This is a genomic window from Photorhabdus kayaii (genome assembly GCF_025384895.1).
Lineage (GTDB): Bacteria > Pseudomonadota > Gammaproteobacteria > Enterobacterales > Enterobacteriaceae > Photorhabdus > Photorhabdus kayaii.
Genome location: NZ_JAJAFZ010000009.1, coordinates 64298 through 84799 on the forward strand (window position 1 = coordinate 64298; position 20502 = coordinate 84799).

Annotated in this window: 17 protein-coding genes and 2 tRNA genes; 2 read left to right on the forward strand and 17 right to left on the reverse strand. The window is 45.1% G+C overall.

The window, feature by feature from the left end; translation table 11 throughout:
- Positions 1-66: 66 nt before the first annotated feature.
- On the forward strand, positions 67-1869 hold the full coding sequence (locus LGZ98_RS05570) for a carbon starvation CstA family protein (RefSeq protein ID WP_113041629.1): 1803 nt from the start codon (positions 67-69) through the stop codon (positions 1867-1869).
- Positions 1870-2008: 139 nt separating this feature from the next.
- Here the strand turns inward: LGZ98_RS05570 and LGZ98_RS05575 are convergent, their stop codons facing one another.
- The 17 genes from LGZ98_RS05575 to rlmE all read right to left on the reverse strand — a co-directional run bounded on the left by LGZ98_RS05575 (position 2009) and on the right by rlmE (position 19945).
- Positions 2009-3928: a DEAD/DEAH family ATP-dependent RNA helicase gene (locus LGZ98_RS05575; RefSeq protein ID WP_113041630.1), complete on the reverse strand. Its 1920-nt coding sequence runs from the start codon at positions 3926-3928 to the stop codon at positions 2009-2011.
- A complete protein-coding gene (yrbN, locus tag LGZ98_RS24210; protein WP_105394837.1) occupies positions 3918-3998 on the reverse strand; it encodes a protein YrbN in 81 nt (26 codons plus the stop codon). Before yrbN ends, LGZ98_RS05575 begins: the two co-directional genes overlap by 11 nt.
- A 101-nt stretch (positions 3999-4099) precedes the next feature.
- Positions 4100-4984: a lipoprotein NlpI gene (gene nlpI, locus LGZ98_RS05580; protein ID WP_113041631.1), complete on the reverse strand. Its 885-nt coding sequence runs from the start codon at positions 4982-4984 to the stop codon at positions 4100-4102.
- Between the two features lie 124 nt (positions 4985-5108).
- Complete coding sequence (gene pnp, locus LGZ98_RS05585; protein ID WP_113041632.1) at positions 5109-7238, reverse strand: polyribonucleotide nucleotidyltransferase; 2130 nt, start codon at positions 7236-7238, stop codon at positions 5109-5111.
- A gap of 245 nt (positions 7239-7483) precedes the next feature.
- Positions 7484-7753 (reverse strand): 30S ribosomal protein S15, encoded by a 270-nt coding sequence (gene rpsO / locus LGZ98_RS05590; protein ID WP_015836102.1) that lies wholly within the window; start codon positions 7751-7753, stop codon positions 7484-7486.
- A 122-nt stretch (positions 7754-7875) separates the two neighbouring features.
- Positions 7876-8823, reverse strand: coding sequence for a tRNA pseudouridine(55) synthase TruB (gene truB, locus LGZ98_RS05595; RefSeq protein ID WP_113041633.1), 948 nt, complete (start codon positions 8821-8823; stop codon positions 7876-7878).
- Positions 8823-9233: a 30S ribosome-binding factor RbfA gene (rbfA, locus tag LGZ98_RS05600; RefSeq protein ID WP_036836733.1), complete on the reverse strand. Its 411-nt coding sequence runs from the start codon at positions 9231-9233 to the stop codon at positions 8823-8825. Before rbfA ends, truB begins: the two co-directional genes overlap by 1 nt.
- Before the next feature lie 65 nt (positions 9234-9298).
- A complete protein-coding gene (gene infB / locus LGZ98_RS05605; RefSeq protein WP_113041634.1) occupies positions 9299-12028 on the reverse strand; it encodes a translation initiation factor IF-2 in 2730 nt (909 codons plus the stop codon).
- A 24-nt stretch (positions 12029-12052) separates the two neighbouring features.
- Positions 12053-13561: a transcription termination factor NusA gene (gene nusA, locus LGZ98_RS05610; protein WP_113041635.1), complete on the reverse strand. Its 1509-nt coding sequence runs from the start codon at positions 13559-13561 to the stop codon at positions 12053-12055.
- Between the two features lie 21 nt (positions 13562-13582).
- Positions 13583-14035, reverse strand: a complete 453-nt coding sequence (gene rimP / locus LGZ98_RS05615) for a ribosome maturation factor RimP (RefSeq protein WP_146747889.1) — start codon at positions 14033-14035, stop codon at positions 13583-13585.
- 211 nt (positions 14036-14246) lie between these two features.
- Positions 14247-14323, reverse strand: a tRNA-Met gene (locus LGZ98_RS05620).
- A gap of 58 nt (positions 14324-14381) precedes the next feature.
- Positions 14382-14470, reverse strand: a tRNA-Leu gene (locus LGZ98_RS05625).
- A 57-nt stretch (positions 14471-14527) separates the two neighbouring features.
- Entirely contained in the window at positions 14528-14866 is a 339-nt protein-coding gene (gene secG, locus LGZ98_RS05630) for a preprotein translocase subunit SecG (protein WP_113041636.1), read from the reverse strand.
- A gap of 176 nt (positions 14867-15042) precedes the next feature.
- Positions 15043-16380, reverse strand: a complete 1338-nt coding sequence (gene glmM, locus LGZ98_RS05635; protein WP_113041637.1) for a phosphoglucosamine mutase — start codon at positions 16378-16380, stop codon at positions 15043-15045.
- The gene (folP, locus tag LGZ98_RS05640; protein WP_113041638.1) at positions 16377-17222 is read right to left on the reverse strand and encodes a dihydropteroate synthase; all 846 of its coding nucleotides are present in this window, start codon (positions 17220-17222) and stop codon (positions 16377-16379) included. Before folP ends, glmM begins: the two co-directional genes overlap by 4 nt.
- An 83-nt stretch (positions 17223-17305) precedes the next feature.
- Positions 17306-19267 carry an ATP-dependent zinc metalloprotease FtsH gene (gene ftsH, locus LGZ98_RS05645; RefSeq protein WP_191214797.1) on the reverse strand — a complete coding sequence of 654 codons (1962 nt, stop codon included), beginning with the start codon at positions 19265-19267 and terminating at the stop codon, positions 17306-17308.
- Between the two features lie 48 nt (positions 19268-19315).
- Complete coding sequence (rlmE, locus tag LGZ98_RS05650; RefSeq protein WP_112877186.1) at positions 19316-19945, reverse strand: 23S rRNA (uridine(2552)-2'-O)-methyltransferase RlmE; 630 nt, start codon at positions 19943-19945, stop codon at positions 19316-19318.
- 140 nt (positions 19946-20085) lie between these two features.
- On the opposite strand from rlmE, the gene yhbY reads away from it, so the two are divergent.
- Positions 20086-20379, forward strand: a complete 294-nt coding sequence (gene yhbY / locus LGZ98_RS05655) for a ribosome assembly RNA-binding protein YhbY (RefSeq protein WP_112877185.1) — start codon at positions 20086-20088, stop codon at positions 20377-20379.
- Positions 20380-20502: the final 123 nt, after the last annotated feature.

The window sequence follows — 20502 nt, forward strand, 5'->3', positions numbered from 1 at the left end:
CCCTTATAGCTTCCTTTACCTATGACAAGATACGAGTAAAAATTTATAACTCTCAGGAGAAGAGGAATGCAACACGCTCTCACATTTGTCATTGCAACGTTGTGTATTCTGGTTATCTGCTACCGCTTGTACGGCGTATTCTTCGTTAAAAAGGTACTGAAAGCAGATGACAGCGAGGTTACACCTTCCCATTTACTGGAAGACGGTAAAGATTATGTACCCACGAAAAAATGGGTCAATTTTGGTAGCCACTTCGCAGCAATCGCAGCCGCAGGACCGCTGGTTGGCCCTGTATTAGCAGCTCAATATGGTTATTTGCCAAGTATATTATGGCTACTAATCGGCTGTGTTATCGGCGGAGCCGTGCATGATACGGTTGTTTTATTCGCCTCAATGAAACACAGTGGTAAATCCCTGTCAGAAGTTGCCAAAACAGAACTTGGCCCAATTGCTGGTTGGTGCACCGGCCTTGCAATGCTGTTCATCATTACTATTACTATGGCTGGTCTATCCATGGTGGTTGTTCACGCGCTAGAGCGTAATCCCTGGGGAACATTTGCAGTATTTATGACCATTCCGGTCGCAATCGGTGTCGGTCTATGGGAGCACTTCACAGGTAATATGCGCGGAGCAACTTGGGTAGGTATTATCACCATCATGGCTTGTGTGATTGTCGGCCCTTACATTCAAACATCTACTTTCGGTGAATGGCTAAGTCTACGTACATCAACTGTTAGCTTGGTGCTGCCAATCTATGCGTTTTTTGCAACCGCTCTGCCAGTATGGATGCTACTGACTCCCCGAGGTTACCTTTCTAGTTTTATGAAAATCGGCGTATTCGGCGCGCTAGTTGTGGGAGTCATCTTTATTAATCCAGAGATCCAATTCCCGGCAGTCACTGAATTTATTCATGGTAATGGCCCTGTACTGGCTGGTCCGGTGTGGCCGTTTATCTCTATTACCATCGCGTGTGGCGCTATTTCTGGTTTTCATGCATTTATCGGCTCTGGCACAACACCAAAACAGATCGATAAGTGGAGTGATATTCTGCCAGTTGGTTTCGGTGCCATGCTGGCAGAGTGTGTCGTTGGCGTCATGGCATTGATCGCTGCCACTTCTCTATATCCTGCTGACTATTTTGCGATTAACTCCTCTCCAGAGGTCTTTGCTACACTAGGTATGGATGTTATCCATCTACCACAACTGAGTCAGGAAATTGGTCTGGATCTATATGGCCGTACCGGTGGTGCAGTCACATTGGCAGTTGGTATGGCAGATATCTTCACTCGCATTCCTTGGTTCAGCCAGTTAGCATCCTACTTCTTCCAGTTCGTCGTCATGTTCGAAGCTGTATTTATCCTGACAGCGGTTGATTCCGGTACACGTGTTGCCCGTTACCTGCTGCAAGATTTCTTGGGCGATATCTGGGCACCTCTGAAACGCATTAACTGGTTACCAGGTTCCATTGGTTGCAGTATCGTTGCCTGTTTACTGTGGGGCTACCTACTGAATTCCGGCGATATCAATTCAGTCTGGGCGCTATTCGGTGTCTCTAATCAATTAATGGCGTCCATCGGCCTGATGATTGGTGCAACAATTATCCTACGTCTGTCCGAAAAACGCTGGTATATGCTGACCTGCCTGATACCACTCGCTTACCTGTACGTTACTGTGAACTATGCTGCTTACTGGATGGTGAAGAATATTTACTTCAACTCCGCAACAAAAGGTTTCAACATCTTCAACGGAACAATCTCCATTGTGATGGTTATCCTCGGCATTGTGATTATGGTCTCTTCCATTATTCAATGGCTGAAACTATGGCGCACCCGCAGTGCAGGTAATCCCGTTGAAGCATTAAGTAACTGATCTCTTTCTGTATATTAAAAGCTGCCTTTTGTATAAAAAGCAGCTTTTTTTATTATAAAAATATTGAAACAATTAACTGGCAACAAAAACGGCTCCTGTAAAAAGAGCCGCTTTATTATTTAAATATCAGTCCAGGTGATTACTGTGCGTTACTATTGTTATAACGACGGCGTGGAGCAGATGAACCATTATCATCACCTCGACCACGGAAACTGCTACGGCTTTGGCCTTCACCACGACCTTCACCACTGCGGCGTTCACCATTGAAGCGACGGCCACCACCATTGAAACTCTCACGATCACGACGGGGGCCATTACCATTACCATTACCGTTACTGTTACCGTTACGCCCACCACCACGACGTTCGCGGCGTTCAAATGGTTGTGCATCACCCATTAACTGCATATTCATTGGCTTATTCAAAATGCGGGTACGGGTAAAGTGGGATAACAAATCACCTGGCATGCCTTTTGGCAATTCAATCGTGGAATGCGTTGCAAACAATTTGATGTTGCCAATATAACGGCTGCTGATATCACCTTCGTTAGCAATCGCACCAACGATATGACGAACTTCAACACCATCATCGCGACCCACTTCAATACGGTACAACTCCATTTCACCGACATCACGGCGTTCACGACGAGGACGATCACTACGTTCGCCACGATCATCAAAGCCACTACGACGACGATCATCACGTTCGTTGAATTCGCGGCGAGGACGACGAACCGGATCCGGAGGCAGAATCAACGGGCGCTCACCCTGTGCCATTTTCAATAATGCGGCTGCCAGCGTTTCTATATCCAAATCTTCCGCAGGTTGCAGTTTAGACAGCAGAGTACGGTACTGATCCAGATCGCTACTTTCCAATTGCTGCTGTACATTAGTAGCAAATTTTTCCAGACGACGCTGACTTAGCAATTCAGCATTTGGCAGTTCAACTTCCGGGATAGTCAGCTTCATTGTACGTTCAACGTTACGTAACAAGCGACGTTCACGGTTTTCTACAAACAACAGAGCACGACCTGCACGACCTGCACGGCCAGTACGGCCAATACGGTGAACATAAGATTCCGCATCCATTGGAATGTCATAGTTAACAACCAGACTGATGCGCTCAACATCCAAGCCACGTGCTGCAACATCAGTTGCAATCAAAATATCCAAACGGCCATCTTTCAGACGTTCCAATGTCTGCTCACGCAGTGCCTGGTTCATATCACCGTTTAGCGCCGCACTGTTGTAGCCATTACGCTCCAGTGCTTCTGCTACTTCCAACGTTGCATTTTTGGTACGCACAAAAATAATCGCGGCATCAAAATCCTCAGCTTCAAGGAAACGCACCAAAGCTTCATTTTTACGCATACCGTAAACAGACCAATAGCTCTGGCTGATGTCAGGACGAGTCGTTACACTCGCTTGGATACGCACTTCTTGCGGATCGTTCATAAAACGACGAGTAATGCGACGGATAGCTTCTGGCATAGTTGCAGAGAACAGCGCAGTCTGATGTTCAGCAGGGATCTGGCTCATGATGTTTTCAACATCTTCGATAAAGCCCATACGCAGCATTTCGTCTGCTTCATCCAAAACTAAACCGCTCAGGTTAGACAGATCCAACGTACCACGCTTCAGATGGTCCAGAAGACGTCCTGGTGTACCCACAACAATTTGTGGCCCTTGACGTAAAGCACGTAACTGAACGTCATAACGTTGCCCACCATACAGTGCAACAACATTCACGTTACGCATATGTTTAGAAAAATCTGCGCACGCTTCGGCTACCTGTACCGCCAGTTCACGGGTCGGCGCCAACACAAGGATCTGCGGAGCTTTCAACTCAGCATTGATATTATGCAGTAAAGGCAGACTGAATGCCGCTGTTTTACCACTCCCCGTCTGCGCCATGCCCAGTACGTCACGGCCATTTAATAAATGGGGAATACATTGTTGCTGAATTGGAGATGGCTTTTCATAGCCAAGATCTTCCAGTGCAGAAAGGATAGGTGCTGATAAACCCAGATCAGCAAAAGAGATTTCAGTCTCAGTGGTCATGTAATGGTGCCTCATTAGTTATGGCGGCCAGTCTACATAACGCATCGAAAAAAATTTCGGTCATTTTCATTTAAAATGTGAACTGGCTCAAAGTATTTAATTAAACGAACAAACAAGCCCTCATCGGTCAAGATGATGGACTTTACTAATCGATCTCGAAATGTTCGTCAGCTATTGCTGGTCCGATTCTGATAGGTCATCTTGTTCCTGGCCTAACAGCGCCAATTCCAACAATGCATAGCGGTGCTCAACAAAGTTATGTGCATTGTTAGCTACCGTCAGCTTGAATAACGCAGATGCGCTATCCTTGTCCCCCAGACTTAGGTAATGTTTACCTAAATAGAAGTCAGTTTCACTGAGATGCTCAGCGAGCGAAGTGTTATCCGTTGCATTCTCTTTCAAGCGGTTCATCAATGTATATTCACTAATTTTGCCTAAATAGAATTCAACTATATTCCAGCCCCATTGCCCCCGGTTCGCTTTTTCGTAGTGTTGCGACAAGTTCACCATCGCCCCTTTAGGATAAAATTCCTTTTCCACCAGGTACACCCACAACGAACGGAAAGGATCATTTGGATCGTCTTGATAAAACGCCTGCAGATCATCCTGCGCTAACTTATACCGACCACCGTAATACAACGCGATGCCACGGTTAAGACGCGCGTAATTGTAAGTTGGATCAAGCTCTAATACAGAATCAAACGCTTCATAGGCGGCATCAAAATTGCCAGCCTGTGTGAAGTAAATTCCCAGATAATTAAAAATCTCTGGAATATTAGGCCTAATAGATAAGGCAACAGAAAAATCATTCCGTGCCAAAGCCCTTAGCCCGAGACTATCATACAGCACACCTCTCTCATATAAAAGCTGTGCGTACTCATCTTCTGTCAATGACCGACTCGCAAGAATCTGTTCCATACGAGCCAGAATGACTTCTTGTTGCAATGAAGGTTGTAACGGAATAGCAAAAACTTCGTTTTTACGCCAATCCTTGCTGCTGCATCCTGCCAAAAGAAGTATTGCTACAGCATAACACCAGCGCAGAAAAAGATTCATTTCCTACTCCCGAAAGTCAGACATTAATTAAGAATGCCCTATCACCCATATTGCATTTATTGGGCCTCCTGCCCTGAGTCTATAAACGGCGCTTTTTTACAAGACGCCGTTTATAACATCAAATTTATTCTGCTGATTGTGGTGCCAGTGGTGTATCCTCAGCAATTACGCCGACTGTCGCTTCTTTAATGCTCAGACGAACACGACCCTGGCGATCAATTTCCAGAACTTTAACTGAGACTTCCTGACCAACCTGCAAATAGTCAGCCACTTTCTCAACACGCTTATCAGCAATCTGAGAAATATGTACCAGACCTTCTTTACCACCACCGATAGCAACAAACGCGCCAAAATCAACGATGCGGGTTACTTTACCAATGTAAACACGAGCAACTTCGATTTCAGCAGTGATTTCTTCAATGCGGCTGATGGCATGTTTTGCTTTTTCACCATCAGTTGCAGCAATTTTCACTGTGCCATCATCTTCAATCTCAATGGTAGTACCAGTTTCTTCTGTCAGTGCACGGATAACTGAACCACCTTTACCGATAACATCTTTGATCTTATCAGGATTGATCTTAATAGTATGAATACGTGGTGCAAATTCAGAAATATCATTACGTGGGCTGTTAATTGCCTGTTCCATTACACTCAGGATATGCAAACGCGCACCTTTTGCTTGATTCAGAGCAATTTGCATAATTTCACGGGTAATGCCTTCAATTTTGATGTCCATTTGCAGAGCGCTGATACCTTCACAGCTACCCGCTACTTTAAAGTCCATGTCTCCCAAATGATCTTCATCACCCAAGATGTCAGACAGAACAACAAAATTATCGCCTTCTTTCACTAACCCCATTGCAATACCAGCAACAGCAGCTTTAATCGGCACACCCGCGTCCATTAACGCAAGAGATGCTCCACAAACAGATGCCATTGAAGACGAGCCGTTTGATTCCGTGATTTCAGAAACAACCCGAACGGTATATGGGAATTCGTTAGCTTTTGGCATAACTGCCGCCACACCACGTTTGGCCAGACGACCATGACCAATTTCACGACGTTTTGGTGAACCCATCATACCTGTTTCACCAACAGAATATGGAGGGAAGTTGTAGTGTAATAGGAAACGATCTGTACGCTCTCCCATCAACTCGTCAATGATCTGTGCATCACGTTCTGTACCCAAAGTCGCAGTAACCAAAGCCTGAGTTTCACCACGGGTAAACAGCGCAGAGCCATGAGTTCGGGGCAGAACACCAGTACGTACATCCAATGCACGCACCATATCTTTTTCACGACCATCAATACGTGGTTCACCACACAAGACTCGGCTACGAACAACTTTTTTCTCTAAGCTACCCAAAATTTCATGGATTTCAGCTTCTTCTAAAGCCTCATCCTGTTCCAACAGCGCTGCCGTAACTTCCCCTTTAATAGCATCAACCTGAGCATAACGCTCCTGTTTTTCAGTGATACGATAAGCATCACCCAGACGGCCTTCTGCCAATTCAGCTACCCGGTCATGCAACGCTTGATTAACAGGTTCTGGCACCCAATTCCATTTTTCTTTGCCTGCTTCCGCAGCCAACGCATTAATGTTATCAATAACCACCTGTTGTTGATCATGGCCGAATACTACCGCACCTAACATTTGCTCTTCAGTTAGAATGTCTGCTTCAGACTCAACCATCAGAACAGCACCAGCAGTACCTGAAACCACCAGATCCAAACGGCTATTTTTCAGCTCATCACTGGTTGGGTTCAGCACATACTGATCATTAATATAACCAACACGAGCAGCGCCAATTGGGCCATTGAACGGGATACCAGATAGTGCCAACACAGCAGAAGCACCGATCATTGCAACAATATCTGGGTTAACTTGCGGGTTAACAGAAACAACTGTTGCTACAATCTGCACCTCGTTCAGGAAACCTTCCGGGAACAGAGGACGCAGAGGACGATCAATCAAACGAGCGACTAACGTTTCTCCTTCACCTGGACGACCTTCACGACGAAAGAAGCTGCCTGGAACACGACCAGCAGCATAAGTACGCTCCTGATAGTTAACAGTCAGTGGAAAGAAATCCTGACCTTCTTTTGCTTTCTTTTGACCAACAACAGTGACAAATACAGCCGTGTCATCCATATTGACCATGACAGCAGCTGTGGCCTGGCGGGCCATCATACCTGTTTCGATAGCAACGGTATGTTGACCATATTGAAATTTACGAACAATCGGATTAAGCAAAATAATATCCTTTCGTTAACATTGCCTTTTATATTCAGCAGACAACAATGAATGATCTCTCCATGCCACATCCTCGCGACTAACGACAGGTCTTACTCCCTTAAGCACTCTCATTAGCCGCGCGAACCTCTGTAACTGAAGAGCCTTAACAAAAACCACCACCAGCATTTTTGTGCTGTTATCTATGATGGCTTCTCAGAAGAAAAGGGGCCATATATGGCCCCTTTCCACTGAAACTTGCTTGATTAGCGACGCAGGCCAAGACGCCCAATCAGCGCAGTGTAACTTGTTACATTTTTACGCTTCAGATAGTCCAAAAGTTTACGACGCTGAGAAACCATGCGCAGCAGACCACGACGGCTGTGGTGATCCTTTTTGTGCTCTGAAAAATGGCCTTGCAAGTGGTTAATCTGTGCAGTTAACAAAGCAATCTGTACTTCACTAGAGCCACTGTCATTCGCATCACGACCAAATTCAGCAATAATTTGCGCTTTTGCTTCAGTACTTAGAGACATATTACAACTCCAAAAATATATAAACTAAAATTACAGGTGCCGATCTCTAATTCAGCCACCCAACATATAACTGCGCTATTCTACGCTGCAAATAAGTTAAGCGCAAGATAACCCAAAATACCCTAATCCCGACTTTCAACAACTAAACGGCGGGGAGCAACAAGCCCATCATCATTGATAACAGCAATGCCAATGAATTTCCGTTCATCACCTTCAGTTACGCGTACCATACTTTCAACTAAAGCTGGGGATTTGGCACTGCGCACCGCCTGACCTTGTTTAAAATAAGCCGCAACTACTGGAATCAAATTAACCTCTGGGAAATGAGCAATTGCACTATCCATTGGTAATAGTAATGAATCAATTAATTCGCCCACAGGTATTTCCTGATCTTTGGCTTGCTTTTGTAATTCATATAATTGCTCAAGTGTCACCATGCAATCATTTGGATAATGCGCTACCTGTAAACGTCTTAAATAAATAACGTGAGCACCACAGCCTAATAATTCACCTAAATCATCAATAATAGTGCGAATATAAGTGCCTTTCGAACAGTGTATTTCCAATTCCAGTTCATCATCTTCCCAACGGATAAACTGTAATTCATAGACTGTAATTGGCCGTGCTTCGCGTTCTACCTCAATACCCTGACGAGCATACTCATACAATGGTTTTCCCTGATATTTCAGTGCAGAATACATGGAAGGAATTTGCATGGTATCACCAAGGAATTTATCCAAAGCTGCATCAAGCTGAACCTGACTTAACTGGATTGCCCTTTCACTGATGATTTGCCCGTGTGAATCAGATGTGTCAGTTCGCTGACCAAGACGAGCTATCACTCGATAACGCTTGTCAGAATCAAGTAAGAACTGGGAAAACTTCGTCGCTTCACCAAGGCAAACCGGCAGCATACCGGTTGCCAGTGGATCCAACGCGCCAGTGTGACCAGCTTTGCTAGCGTTGAAAATACGTTTTACTTTTTGTAACGCATCATTAGAAGAAATATCCTGCGGCTTATCCAGTAACAACACACCATGTATATCACGACCGCGACGACGATGCCCCATTACTTCTCCTCTTTGTGATCCACAGAAGCCCGGCGCTGTTCATCATTCTTTACAACATTAGTAACCAGATTGGACATCCTCATCCCCTCTACCAGGGAATTATCGTAGGAGAAAGTCAGTTCTGGCACGACACGCAAACGCATTGCTTTACCCAGCAGAGAGCGAATAAAACCAGAAGCTTCATTCAATGCCTTAATACCATTCTTTACCACATCGGAATCATGTTCTTCAGTCAACACATTCAGAAAGGTGACGAATACTTTGGCATAAGCCAAATCACGAGAAACTTCAACGCCAGAAACAGTCGCCATACCGATTCGGGGATCTTTCACTTCTCGCTGTAAAATGATGGCAATCTCTTTTTGCATTTCCTGTGCAACGCGCTGAGTACGACTGAATTCTCTTGCCATTGTTATATCTCCTGACATTTGGGGGGCAAAAGCCCCCCAATAATGAAATTAACCAGTGGTAGGAATTAAGCGATAGATCGTTTAACTTCAATAACTTCAAATACTTCGATCATGTCACCAACACGAACATCGTTGTAGTTCTTAACACCGATACCACATTCCATGCCATTACGGACTTCGTTAACGTCATCTTTAAAGCGGCGAAGGGATTCCAATTCACCTTCATAAATCACTACGTTATCACGCAACACGCGAATTGGATTATTGCGTTTAATAGTACCTTCGGTCACCATACAACCTGCAATCGCACCAAATTTCGGTGATTTAAACACATCACGAACTTCTGCTAGTCCCATGATCTGCTGTTTATATTCAGGCGCCAGCATACCACTCATTGCCTGTTTAACCTCATCAATCAGGCTATAGATAACAGAGTAATAACGCAGATCCAAACTTTCATTTTCAACAACTCGGCGTGCAGAAGCATCGGCGCGAACATTGAAGCCTAGAATAATTGCATTAGAAGCAGCAGCCAGTGTTGCATCAGTTTCAGTAATACCACCTACGCCAGAGCCGATGATTTTCACTTTCACTTCATCAGTAGACAATTGTTCCAATGCTTCGCGGATCGCTTCACATGATCCCTGAACGTCAGATTTCAGAACAATATTCAATTCAGAAACTTCACCTTCTTCCATGTTAGCAAACATGTTTTCCAGTTTAGACTTCTGCTGGCGAGCCAGTTTGACCTCACGGAATTTACCCTGACGATACAGAGCAACTTCACGAGCTTTCTTCTCATCACGTACAACCGTTGCTTCATCACCAGCCGCAGGTACGTTGGATAGGCCAAGGATTTCCACTGGAATAGATGGCCCTGCGGAGAACACTTCACGACCTAGCTCGTCACGCATTGCCCGAACTCGTCCATATTCAAAGCCACAAAGTACTATATCACCTTTGTTCAAAGTACCTTCCTGAACCAGCACTGTCGCAACCGGACCACGGCCTTTATCCAAGAATGATTCGATAACAACGCCGCTTGCCATACCAGAACGGACTGCTTTTAGTTCAAGAACTTCAGCTTGAAGTAAGATTGCGTCCAGCAATTCATCAATACCAATACCCGCTTTAGCGGATACATTGATAAACTGAGTTTCACCACCCCATTCTTCAGGCTGAACACCGTGCTGAGAAAGCTCACTCTTCACGCGATCCGGATCAGCTTCTGGTTTGTCGATCTTGTTAACCGCAACAACTACAGGCACATTCGCTGCTTTTGCATGCTGAATAGCTTCGATAGTCTGAGGCATCACGCCATCATCAGCAGCAACAACCAGGACCACGATGTCGGTAGCTTTTGCACCGCGTGCACGCATTGAAGTAAATGCAGCATGCCCTGGAGTATCTAGGAAAGTAATCATGCCACTTTCAGTTTCAACATGGTAAGCACCGATATGCTGGGTAATACCACCCGCCTCACCAGAAGCAACTTTCGTAGAACGAATATAATCCAGCAGAGAAGTTTTACCGTGATCAACGTGACCCATGATGGTCACAACCGGCGCGCGCGATTCAGCAACAGCTTCACCTATATCGCGGTCGCTCATCAGCGCTTCTTCCAGCTCATTCTCACGACGCAGGATAACTTTATGACCCATTTCTTCAGCAACCAGCTGTGCAGTTTCCTGATCGATCACCTGGTTGATGGTTGCCATTGCACCCATTTTCATCATGGCTTTGATGACCTGAGAACCTTTGACAGCCATTTTATTCGCCAATTCAGCAACTGTAATAGTTTCACCGATCACAACATCACGGTTAACAGCAGCTACAGGCTTATTGAAGCTTTGTTGCAATGTACTGGTTTTACGTTGCTTGCCTTTTGTACGACCAACTGCACGGGCTTCTTCACGATCTGCTTTAGATTCAGAATGTTTATTATTCTTCTTCTGGCGAGTAGCCTTACCACTACGACTGCGGGCACGACGATCACCTTCAACTTTAGCATCATTTTCGTCTTCTGCTGCACGGGCATGACGGGAGGTAGTGACATGATAATCATCGCTATCAATGGAATCTGAATCACTTGACCACTTATCCTGATTCTCTTCAGCCATACGACGAGCTTCCTCAGCAACGCGTTTAGCCTCTTCCTCTACCTTACGACGCATCTCTTCTTCTGCTTTACGCTTAAGATCGGCAGCTTCTGCTTCACGGCGTGCTTTTTCACTTTGAGTTGTTTTATCAGTCTGTGCTGGTTTTTGTTTATGTTCGGTATGTTGATTGGTCACTTTTTCATTTTCCGCTGCCGGGCGCTTAGCTTTTTCAGCTGCTTCACGTTTGGCCTTGTCTTCTGCCTCACGTTTAGCCTGCTCTTCAGCGAGTTTCTTCGCTGCTGTTTCGGCTTCGCGTTGCGCTTTTTCTTCTGCTTCGCGCCGTGCTTGCTCTTCCGCTTCACGCTTCGCCTGATCTTCCGCTTTAGCCTGTTCAACTGCATCGCGGTTCACATATGTACGCTTTTTGCGGACCTCAACGGCTACCGGTTTGCTTTTACCATCGGTGCCTGAAACATTCAGCGTACTACGTGTCTTACGCTGCAATGTTAATTTATCGGGTTTACCAGCTGAACCACCTTGTTCGCGGTTCAAATGTGCCAGTAAAGCTTCTTTTTCTTTCTGGGAGACTAAATCAGTTTCGGTTTTTTTAATCCCTGCATCAGCAAATTGCTGTACCAGGCGATCAACTGAAGTCTGTATCTCTTCTGCCAGTGATTTTACGGTTACATCTGTCATGCTGTTCCTTCCTGCTACGGTTTATTACGCATCATCGCCAAACCAACAGATATTTCGGGCAGCCATGATGAGCTCGCCTGTTTTCTCATCATTCAAACCTTCAATATCAGATAGGTCGTCGATACCCTGCTCGGCAAGATCTTCCAGCGTATAGATGCCACGGGCAGCCAGGTCAAATGCCAGAGTACGATTCATACCAGTCAGATTTAACAACTCTTCAGTTGGTTGTTTATCACTGAGGCTTTCTTTCTGAGCCAGTTCCAGAGTAGTTAAAGCAGCTTTCGCACGTTCACGCAGGACTTCGATAGTTTCCTCATCAATGCCTTCAATTTCCAGAAGTTCCTTAATTGGTACATAGGCCAATTCTTCCAGAGTTGAGAACCCTTCTTCGACTAGAACGGTAGCAAATTCTTCATCAATATCGAGATGCTTAGTGAATGTATCAATAGAAGCATGAGCTTCTGCCTGATGTTTTGCTTGTAACTCTTCAGCAGTCATGACATTTAATTCCCATTTGTCATCACCACGGTGTTTTTTCAACAACTGCGCAGCCAGGCGCACATTTTGACCATTACGGCCGATAGCCTGCGCTAAGTTGTTGCTTTCAACGGCAACATCCATCGTACACTTGTCTTCGTCGACAACAATAGATGCAACATCAGCCGGAGCCATAGCATTAATGACAAACTGAACAGGATTATCATCCCACAGTACGATATCGATTCGTTCGCCGCCCAGTTCACTGGAAACAGCCTGTACCCGCGCACCACGCATGCCAACGCAAGCACCTACCGGATCGATACGCTTGTCATTCGTTTTTACTGCAATCTTAGCGCGAGAACCCGGATCTCGGGCAGCAGCTTTAATTTCAATTAGCTCCTCACCAATTTCCGGAACCTCAATACGGAACAGTTCAACCAGCATTTCCGGGCGGGAACGACTGACAAACAGTTGCGCACCTCGTGCTTCAGGGCGAACATCATACAGTACACCACGCACGCGGTCACCTGGGCGGAAATTTTCCCTTGGTAACATATCTTCGCGAAGGATAACGGCTTCAGCGTTATTGCCCAAATCAAGAGTGATATTCTCACGATTGACTTTCTTAACTACACTGGTGATGATCTCACCTTGCTGTTCGCGGAACTGGTCAACAACCATAGCGCGCTCAGCCTCACGTACTTTTTGTACAATAACCTGTTTAGCGGTTTGCGTTGTAATACGATCAAACGTTACTGATTCAATTTGATCTTCGGTATAGCTACCCAAATCGATTTCAGGCTCTTCAAATCTAGCCGCTTCCAGCGTAATTTCACGAGTCGGCTGAGTCACTTCTTCAACAACTAACCAACGGCGGAAAGTGTCAAAATCGCCAGATTTACGGTCAATGCTGACACGAACATCAATATCTTGTTCATATTTTTTCTTGGTGGCTGTGGCCAATGCTGTTTCCAGCGCCTCGAAGATCTTTTCGCGTGGAAGGGATTTTTCGTTGGAAACCGCTTCCACAACAGCCAGAATTTCTTTATTCATCCTAGTTGCCTCATCCGAACTTTAAAAGTGGGGTACCAGGTTCGCTTTCTGGATGTTGCTCAGTGCGAACACTTCATCTTTTCCATCCACCGTAACCGTGATAATTTCGCCGTCGACAGTTTTGATAATGCCCAGCCATTTCCGACGGTTTTGCATTGCTATACGTAAAACCAGACTGACTTCCTCACCAATAAAACGCTGGTAATGTTCAGCCGTGAACAATGGACGCTCTAAGCCAGGTGAAGAAATTTCCAGGTTATAAAGCACTGAGATAGGATCTTCGACATCCAATACCGCACTGACCTGGTGGCTAACATCAGCACAATCATCAACAGTGATACCATTCTCACTATCAATATAAATCCGCAATGTAGAAACACGTGCACGAATAAACTCCAAGCCGACTAACTCAAAGCCTAAAGCTTCAACTGGTGCTGAAATCATCGCTGTTAATTTTTGCTCTAATGTGGACAAGCCCACCCCCAAGACATAAAAAAAGGGCTAATTAGCCCAGTAGTTCTGTTGTCAAATAACAAAAAACCCCGAAATTCGGGGCTTTATGCAACTGGACCCTATTTGCTGCCAGTGGCTTCAACCACTCACTTCATGCCCCTTTAAATCAGAACCAATATTTCAAATATTGCTGAATTATTTCGTTCAAAAAAGTGCATCTTAATTTAAGAAGTGGTTGCGGGAGCCGGATTTGAACCGACGACCTTCGGGTTATGAGCCCGACGAGCTACCATGCTGCTCCATCCCGCGTTCGAAAACGTGGCAAATATTACGCCGATAGCTGCAAAAACGCAAGCTATCCGAATAATGGTACCGAGGACGGGACTTGAACCCGTAAGCCCTAGTGTGGGCACTACCACCTCAAGGTAGCGTGTCTACCAATTTCACCACCTCGGCACTACTATGAGGTTATCGTTGATTAAACAACCCCATTTCAATTCTTTCTTGTGACGATTACTGCGGAATATCACTATTTGGTGCTGCCGGGACCGTCGGAATCTCCATTGGTTTCTCAGCTTTAGCAGGCTCGCCAATGTTTTCCCATTTACTGCTTACACCCGTTTGGTTACTGGTCATATTTCCAAGCACCAAACTAATAATAAAAAACAGAGTGGCGAAAAGCGCAGTCATACGAGTCATAAAGTTACCAGAGCCCGATGAACCAAACAGCGTTGCAGAGGCACCCGCACCAAAGGAAGCACCCATATCAGCACCTTTACCCTGCTGTAGCATAACCAAGGCAATTAGCCCCATAGCAACTAGCAAGAAAACAACTAAAAGAGCTTCATACATATGTCGTACCTATGTCCTCGTGGGGTTTACCACGGTTTACGTGGCTACCTTATACCGCATCACCCACTCAAACAGGTTAATCACCTGACTGAGTGGGTCTGAATACTAACCAAACCACATCTGATACGCAAGGTTAATTTCAATAATCATAATCACTTGAAGAAAAAAACAACAAATTAACCAGCGCGTTTCACTGCATCAGCAATACGATGTGCCAAAGCAGTGACTTGTACATCATCTTCACCCTCTACCATGACACGAATCAATGGCTCAGTACCAGACTTACGTAACAATACCCGTCCACGGCCATTTAATTCAGCTTCAACAGATTTAGTCGTATTCATTACGCTTTCCGATTTAAGTGGATCGTGTGAACCGGAGAAACGAACATTTACCAGCACCTGCGGTAAAAGTTTCATACCACTACACAGATCGTGCAAACTCATATGGTTACGCACCATAGCACTCAGAATCTGAAGGCCAGCAACAATGCCGTCACCCGTAGTTGTTTTATCCAGTAAGATAACATGACCAGAGTTTTCGGCCCCTAAACGCCAGCCTTCTTCCTGCAATTTTTCCAGCACATAACGGTCACCCACTTTAGTACGCAAAAATGGGATACCAAGCTGCTTCAATGCTAACTCCAATCCCATATTACTCATCAGCGTACCAACAACGCCACCACGCAGTTGTCCTTGTCTCAATGCTTCACGGGCAATAATATAAAGGATCTGGTCGCCATCAACTTTCTGTCCCAAATGGTCAACCATAATAACGCGGTCACCATCACCATCAAATGCCAAACCAACATCTGCTTTCTCTTCTACAACACGTTGTTGCAACAAACGAACATCGGTAGCACCGCACTTTTCATTAATATTGATACCGTTTGGTTCACAGCCAATCGTCACAACATCAGCCCCTAGTTCTCTGAGTACATTTGGAGCAATGTGGTAAGTCGCACCGTTAGCGCAATCAAGTACAATTTTCAATCCATTAAGACTTTGCTCACTTGGAAATGTACCTTTACAGAATTCGATATAACGACCAGCAGCATCAACAATACGATTTGCGCGCCCTAACTCTGCGGATTCCACACAAGTCAGTGGCTTTTCCATTTCAGCTTCAATCGCTTCTTCCACATCATCCGGCAGTTTCGTACCATCAATAGAGAAGAATTTAATACCGTTATCATAATAAGGATTATGAGAAGCAGAGATAACAATTCCAGCTTCAGCACGGAAAGTTCGGGTCAGATAAGCAACAGCAGGTGTTGGCATAGGACCAGTGAACGAAGCAGATAAGCCAGCCGCAGCTAAACCTGCTTCTAAAGAAGATTCCAGCATATAGCCAGAAATACGGGTATCTTTACCGATAATGATCTTACGAGAACCATGACGAGCCAGTACCTTACCCGCAGCCCAACCAAGCTTTAACACAAAATCTGGCGTAATTGGGCTATCGCCCACTTTGCCACGGATACCATCGGTACCAAAATATTTGCGGTTACTCATAATTTCTTTTCTTCCTTTGCTGAAAGTGTTGCTCCGACAATGTGCATTGCCTGCACGGTTTCTTTGACATCATGTACCCGGATAATTTGCGCTCCTTGCATAGCAGCGATAACTGCGCAAGCTACACTACCGGTAACCCTTTCTTGTGGCGGTACATGAAGCAACTGACCTATCATAGATTTACGTGACATTCCTGCTAGCACAGGTAAACCAAATTGATGAAATTGGTTTAAATGTGCCAATAACTGATAATTATGCGTCAAGTTCTTGCCAAAACCGAAGCCAGGATCAAGAACAAGTTTATCTTTTGTTATCCCTGCCATCACACAACGTTTAATTTGCTCAGTAAAAAATTGGTTCACTTCTATTAACAAATTTTCATAATGTGGAGCATCTTGCATAGTACGTGGCTGGCCTTTCATATGCGTCAAGCAAACGGGTAAGCCAGATTTAGCTACGCTTTCCAAAGCACCAGGCTCTTGTAATGCACGAATATCGTTAATCAAATGGGCGCCAGCTTTTGCTGACTCACTCATCACCAATGCTTTCGAGGTATCAACAGAAATCCAGATATTAAATCGTTGAGCTAAAGCCTCAACAACCGGAACAACACGATCCACTTCTTCTTGTTCACTAACTTCATCAGCTCCCGGACGGGTAGATTCCCCACCGATATCAATGATCGCAACGCCTTCATTAATCATCTTCTCAGCATGTTGTAAGGCCATATCCAGAGTATTATGAGCCCCTCCATCAGAAAATGAATCTGGAGTCACATTCAAAATACCCATTACTTGTGGGCGGGAAAGATCGAGAACATTGTCTCTGGCTCTGAGTTTCATGTTAGGTTACCTTCAATGTCAAAACCCCAGGACTTACCTGGGGTTTCATGAATATCAAATCAGACTACGAAACAATGGAACAATTACTGATCTTTATTTCCTGACTGCCCTACTTGCTCACCACCTTGCGCCAATGTATTGATATCATCAGTTGGTTTTGCAGCCTGTGGAGGAGGTGTATTACCTGTTGGGCGACTGTTATTACTGCCGCCGCTATCACTTTCCCATCCAGCTGGTGGACGAACATTTGTACGATTCATTAAGTCATCAATCTGGGGAGCATCAATAGTTTCGTACTTCATCAATGCATCTTTCATCGAATGCAGAATATCAAGGTTGTCCATCAGAATCTGACGAGCACGTTGATAGTTATGATCGATAATTGCCTTAACTTCCTGATCAATAAGACGAGCAGTTTCATCAGACATGTGCTTAGCTTTAGCAACTGAACGGCCAAGGAACACTTCCCCTTCTTCCTCTGCATAGAGTAATGGGCCAAGTTTTTCCGAGAACCCCCACTGAGTTACCATGTTACGGGCAATTGATGTCGCCACTTTGATATCGTTAGATGCGCCAGTAGAAACGCTGTCTGGGCCATAAATAATCTCTTCCGCCAGACGACCTCCATATAAGGTTGAAATCTGGCTTTCCAACTTCTGGCGACTAGCGCTGATCTGATCGCCTTCCGGTAGGAAAAAAGTCACACCCAAAGCGCGACCACGCGGAATAATGGTAACTTTATGAACAGGATCATGCTCAGGAACCAGACGGCCAATAATAGCATGGCCTGCTTCATGATAAGCAGTTGATTCTTTTTGCTCTTCCGTCATCACCATAGAGCGGCGTTCTGCGCCCATCATGATTTTGTCTTTCGCTTTTTCGAATTCAACCATAGAAACTACGCGTCTGTTACCACGGGCAGCAAACAAAGCAGCTTCGTTCACTAGGTTAGCCAAATCAGCACCAGAGAATCCCGGAGTACCGCGAGCAATGACAGAAGCATCAACATCAGTATCCAGAGGAACCCGGCGCATATGAACCTTCAGAATCTGCTCGCGACCACGTACGTCTGGCAAACCAACAACAACCTGACGGTCAAAACGACCAGGACGCAACAACGCAGGATCAAGTACGTCGGGACGGTTAGTCGCGGCAATAACGATAATACCCTCATTGCCTTCAAAACCATCCATCTCAACTAGCATCTGGTTCAGAGTCTGCTCACGTTCATCATGACCCCCACCCAAACCAGCACCACGCTGACGGCCCACCGCATCAATCTCATCAATAAAGATGATACAAGGTGCTGCTTTCTTCGCCTGCTCGAACATATCACGAACACGGGATGCACCAACACCAACAAACATTTCAACAAAGTCAGAACCAGAGATAGTAAAGAACGGCACTTTCGCTTCACCAGCAATTGCTTTTGCCAGTAAAGTCTTACCCGTACCCGGAGGCCCAACCATCAGAATACCTTTCGGAATTTTTCCACCTAACTTCTGGAAGCGGCCTGGTTCTCGCAGATATTCCACCAGTTCACCAACTTCTTCTTTCGCTTCGTCGCAACCAGCAACATCAGCAAAAGTGGTTTTAATCTGATCTTCTGTCAGCATACGGGCCTTGCTTTTACCAAAAGACATTGCCCCTTTACCGCCACCACCCTGCATCTGGCGCATAAAGAAAATCCAGACCCCAATAAGCAGTAACATCGGGAACCAGGAAATGAAAATAGAAGTTAGCAGACTTGGTTCCTCTGGGGGTTCACCAACCACTTTTACGTTTTTATTCAGCAACGTATCTAGCAGTTTTTCATCCTGTACTGGTAGGTAAGTGGTGTATCTGCTGTTATCTTTCCTACTAACGTTAATTTCACGACCTGTGATACGAACTTCGCGCACCTGATCCTGGGCTAATTCATTGATGAAGGTAGAGTAATCCACCCTACGACTATTGGAATCGCTGGGACCAAAACTCTGGAATAACGACATCAGCACAACTGCGATAACTAACCAGAGAATCAGGTTTTTCGCCATGTCACTCAAGGGATTAACCTCATATTACAACTGTGTTAACAAATAGCATTCAGGGTACTATAGTTTCCGCCCTGTCGCTACAATGTATACTTCACGCGATCGGGCCCGCGAAGCGTCTGGCTTACGAATTTTCACGTTCGTAAATAGGGAGCGCATTTCCCTCAGGTATTCATCAAAGCCCTCTCCCTGAAACACTTTGACAATAAAACTCCCCCCAGGGGCCAGCACATCACGACACATATCTAACGCCAATTCAACCAGATACATGGATCGAGGAATATCGACCGCAGGTGTTCCGCTCATATTGGGTGCCATATCCGACATGACGACCTGGACTTTGTTATCACCAACTCGCTCAAGCAATGTTTTCAATACAAGTTCATCACGAAAATCACCCTGAAGGAAATCGACGCCAACAATGGGATCCATCGGTAAAAGATCACAGGCAATCACTCGCCCATTATCACTAATTTGACTCACTGCGTACTGAGACCATCCACCAGGAGCTGCACCTAAATCGACAACGGTCATGCCAGGCTTAAAAATTTTGTCACTTTGTTGAATTTCATCAAGTTTAAACCAAGCGCGAGAACGAAGCCCTTTTTTCTGTGCTTGCAGAACATATTTATCACTAAAGTGTTCTTGTAACCAGCGACTGGAGCTTGCCGAACGTTTTTTATTGGCCATTGTCCTTTCCAACTATACTACGAATAAAGAGCCAGATATCTATTGCTCCATACACCAAAACCACAACACACTATTTATGGTGATAGAGATGAGATGGCGGTAGAATGTCTCGTTTTCAATCCTAACTAAGCAAAAAAACAATGGCCCTTAACAAAAAACAAGTACAACACCTGAAAAGTCTCGCTCACCCGCTAAAACCTGTCGTCATGATTGGTAATAACGGCCTGACCGAGGGTGTGTTGGCCGAAATTGAACAAACGCTGTCACACCATGAGCTTATCAAAGTCAAAATCGCAGGCGAAGATCGCGAAACCAAAAATTTGATCGCCGATGCAATTGTCCGCGAGACCGGTGCATATAATGTGCAAATTATCGGTAAAACTCTAGTTCTTTACCGCCAATCGGAAGAACGCAAAATTATTTTACCTAAATAATCAAACCACATTTATATAAAATGCGGTGCGCATATTATGATAAAAAAGGCCATATTCGGCCTTTTTTACTTTTCCACGATCCTTATGTAACTTTACCTAACGTAAACCAATAGCAACAGGCCA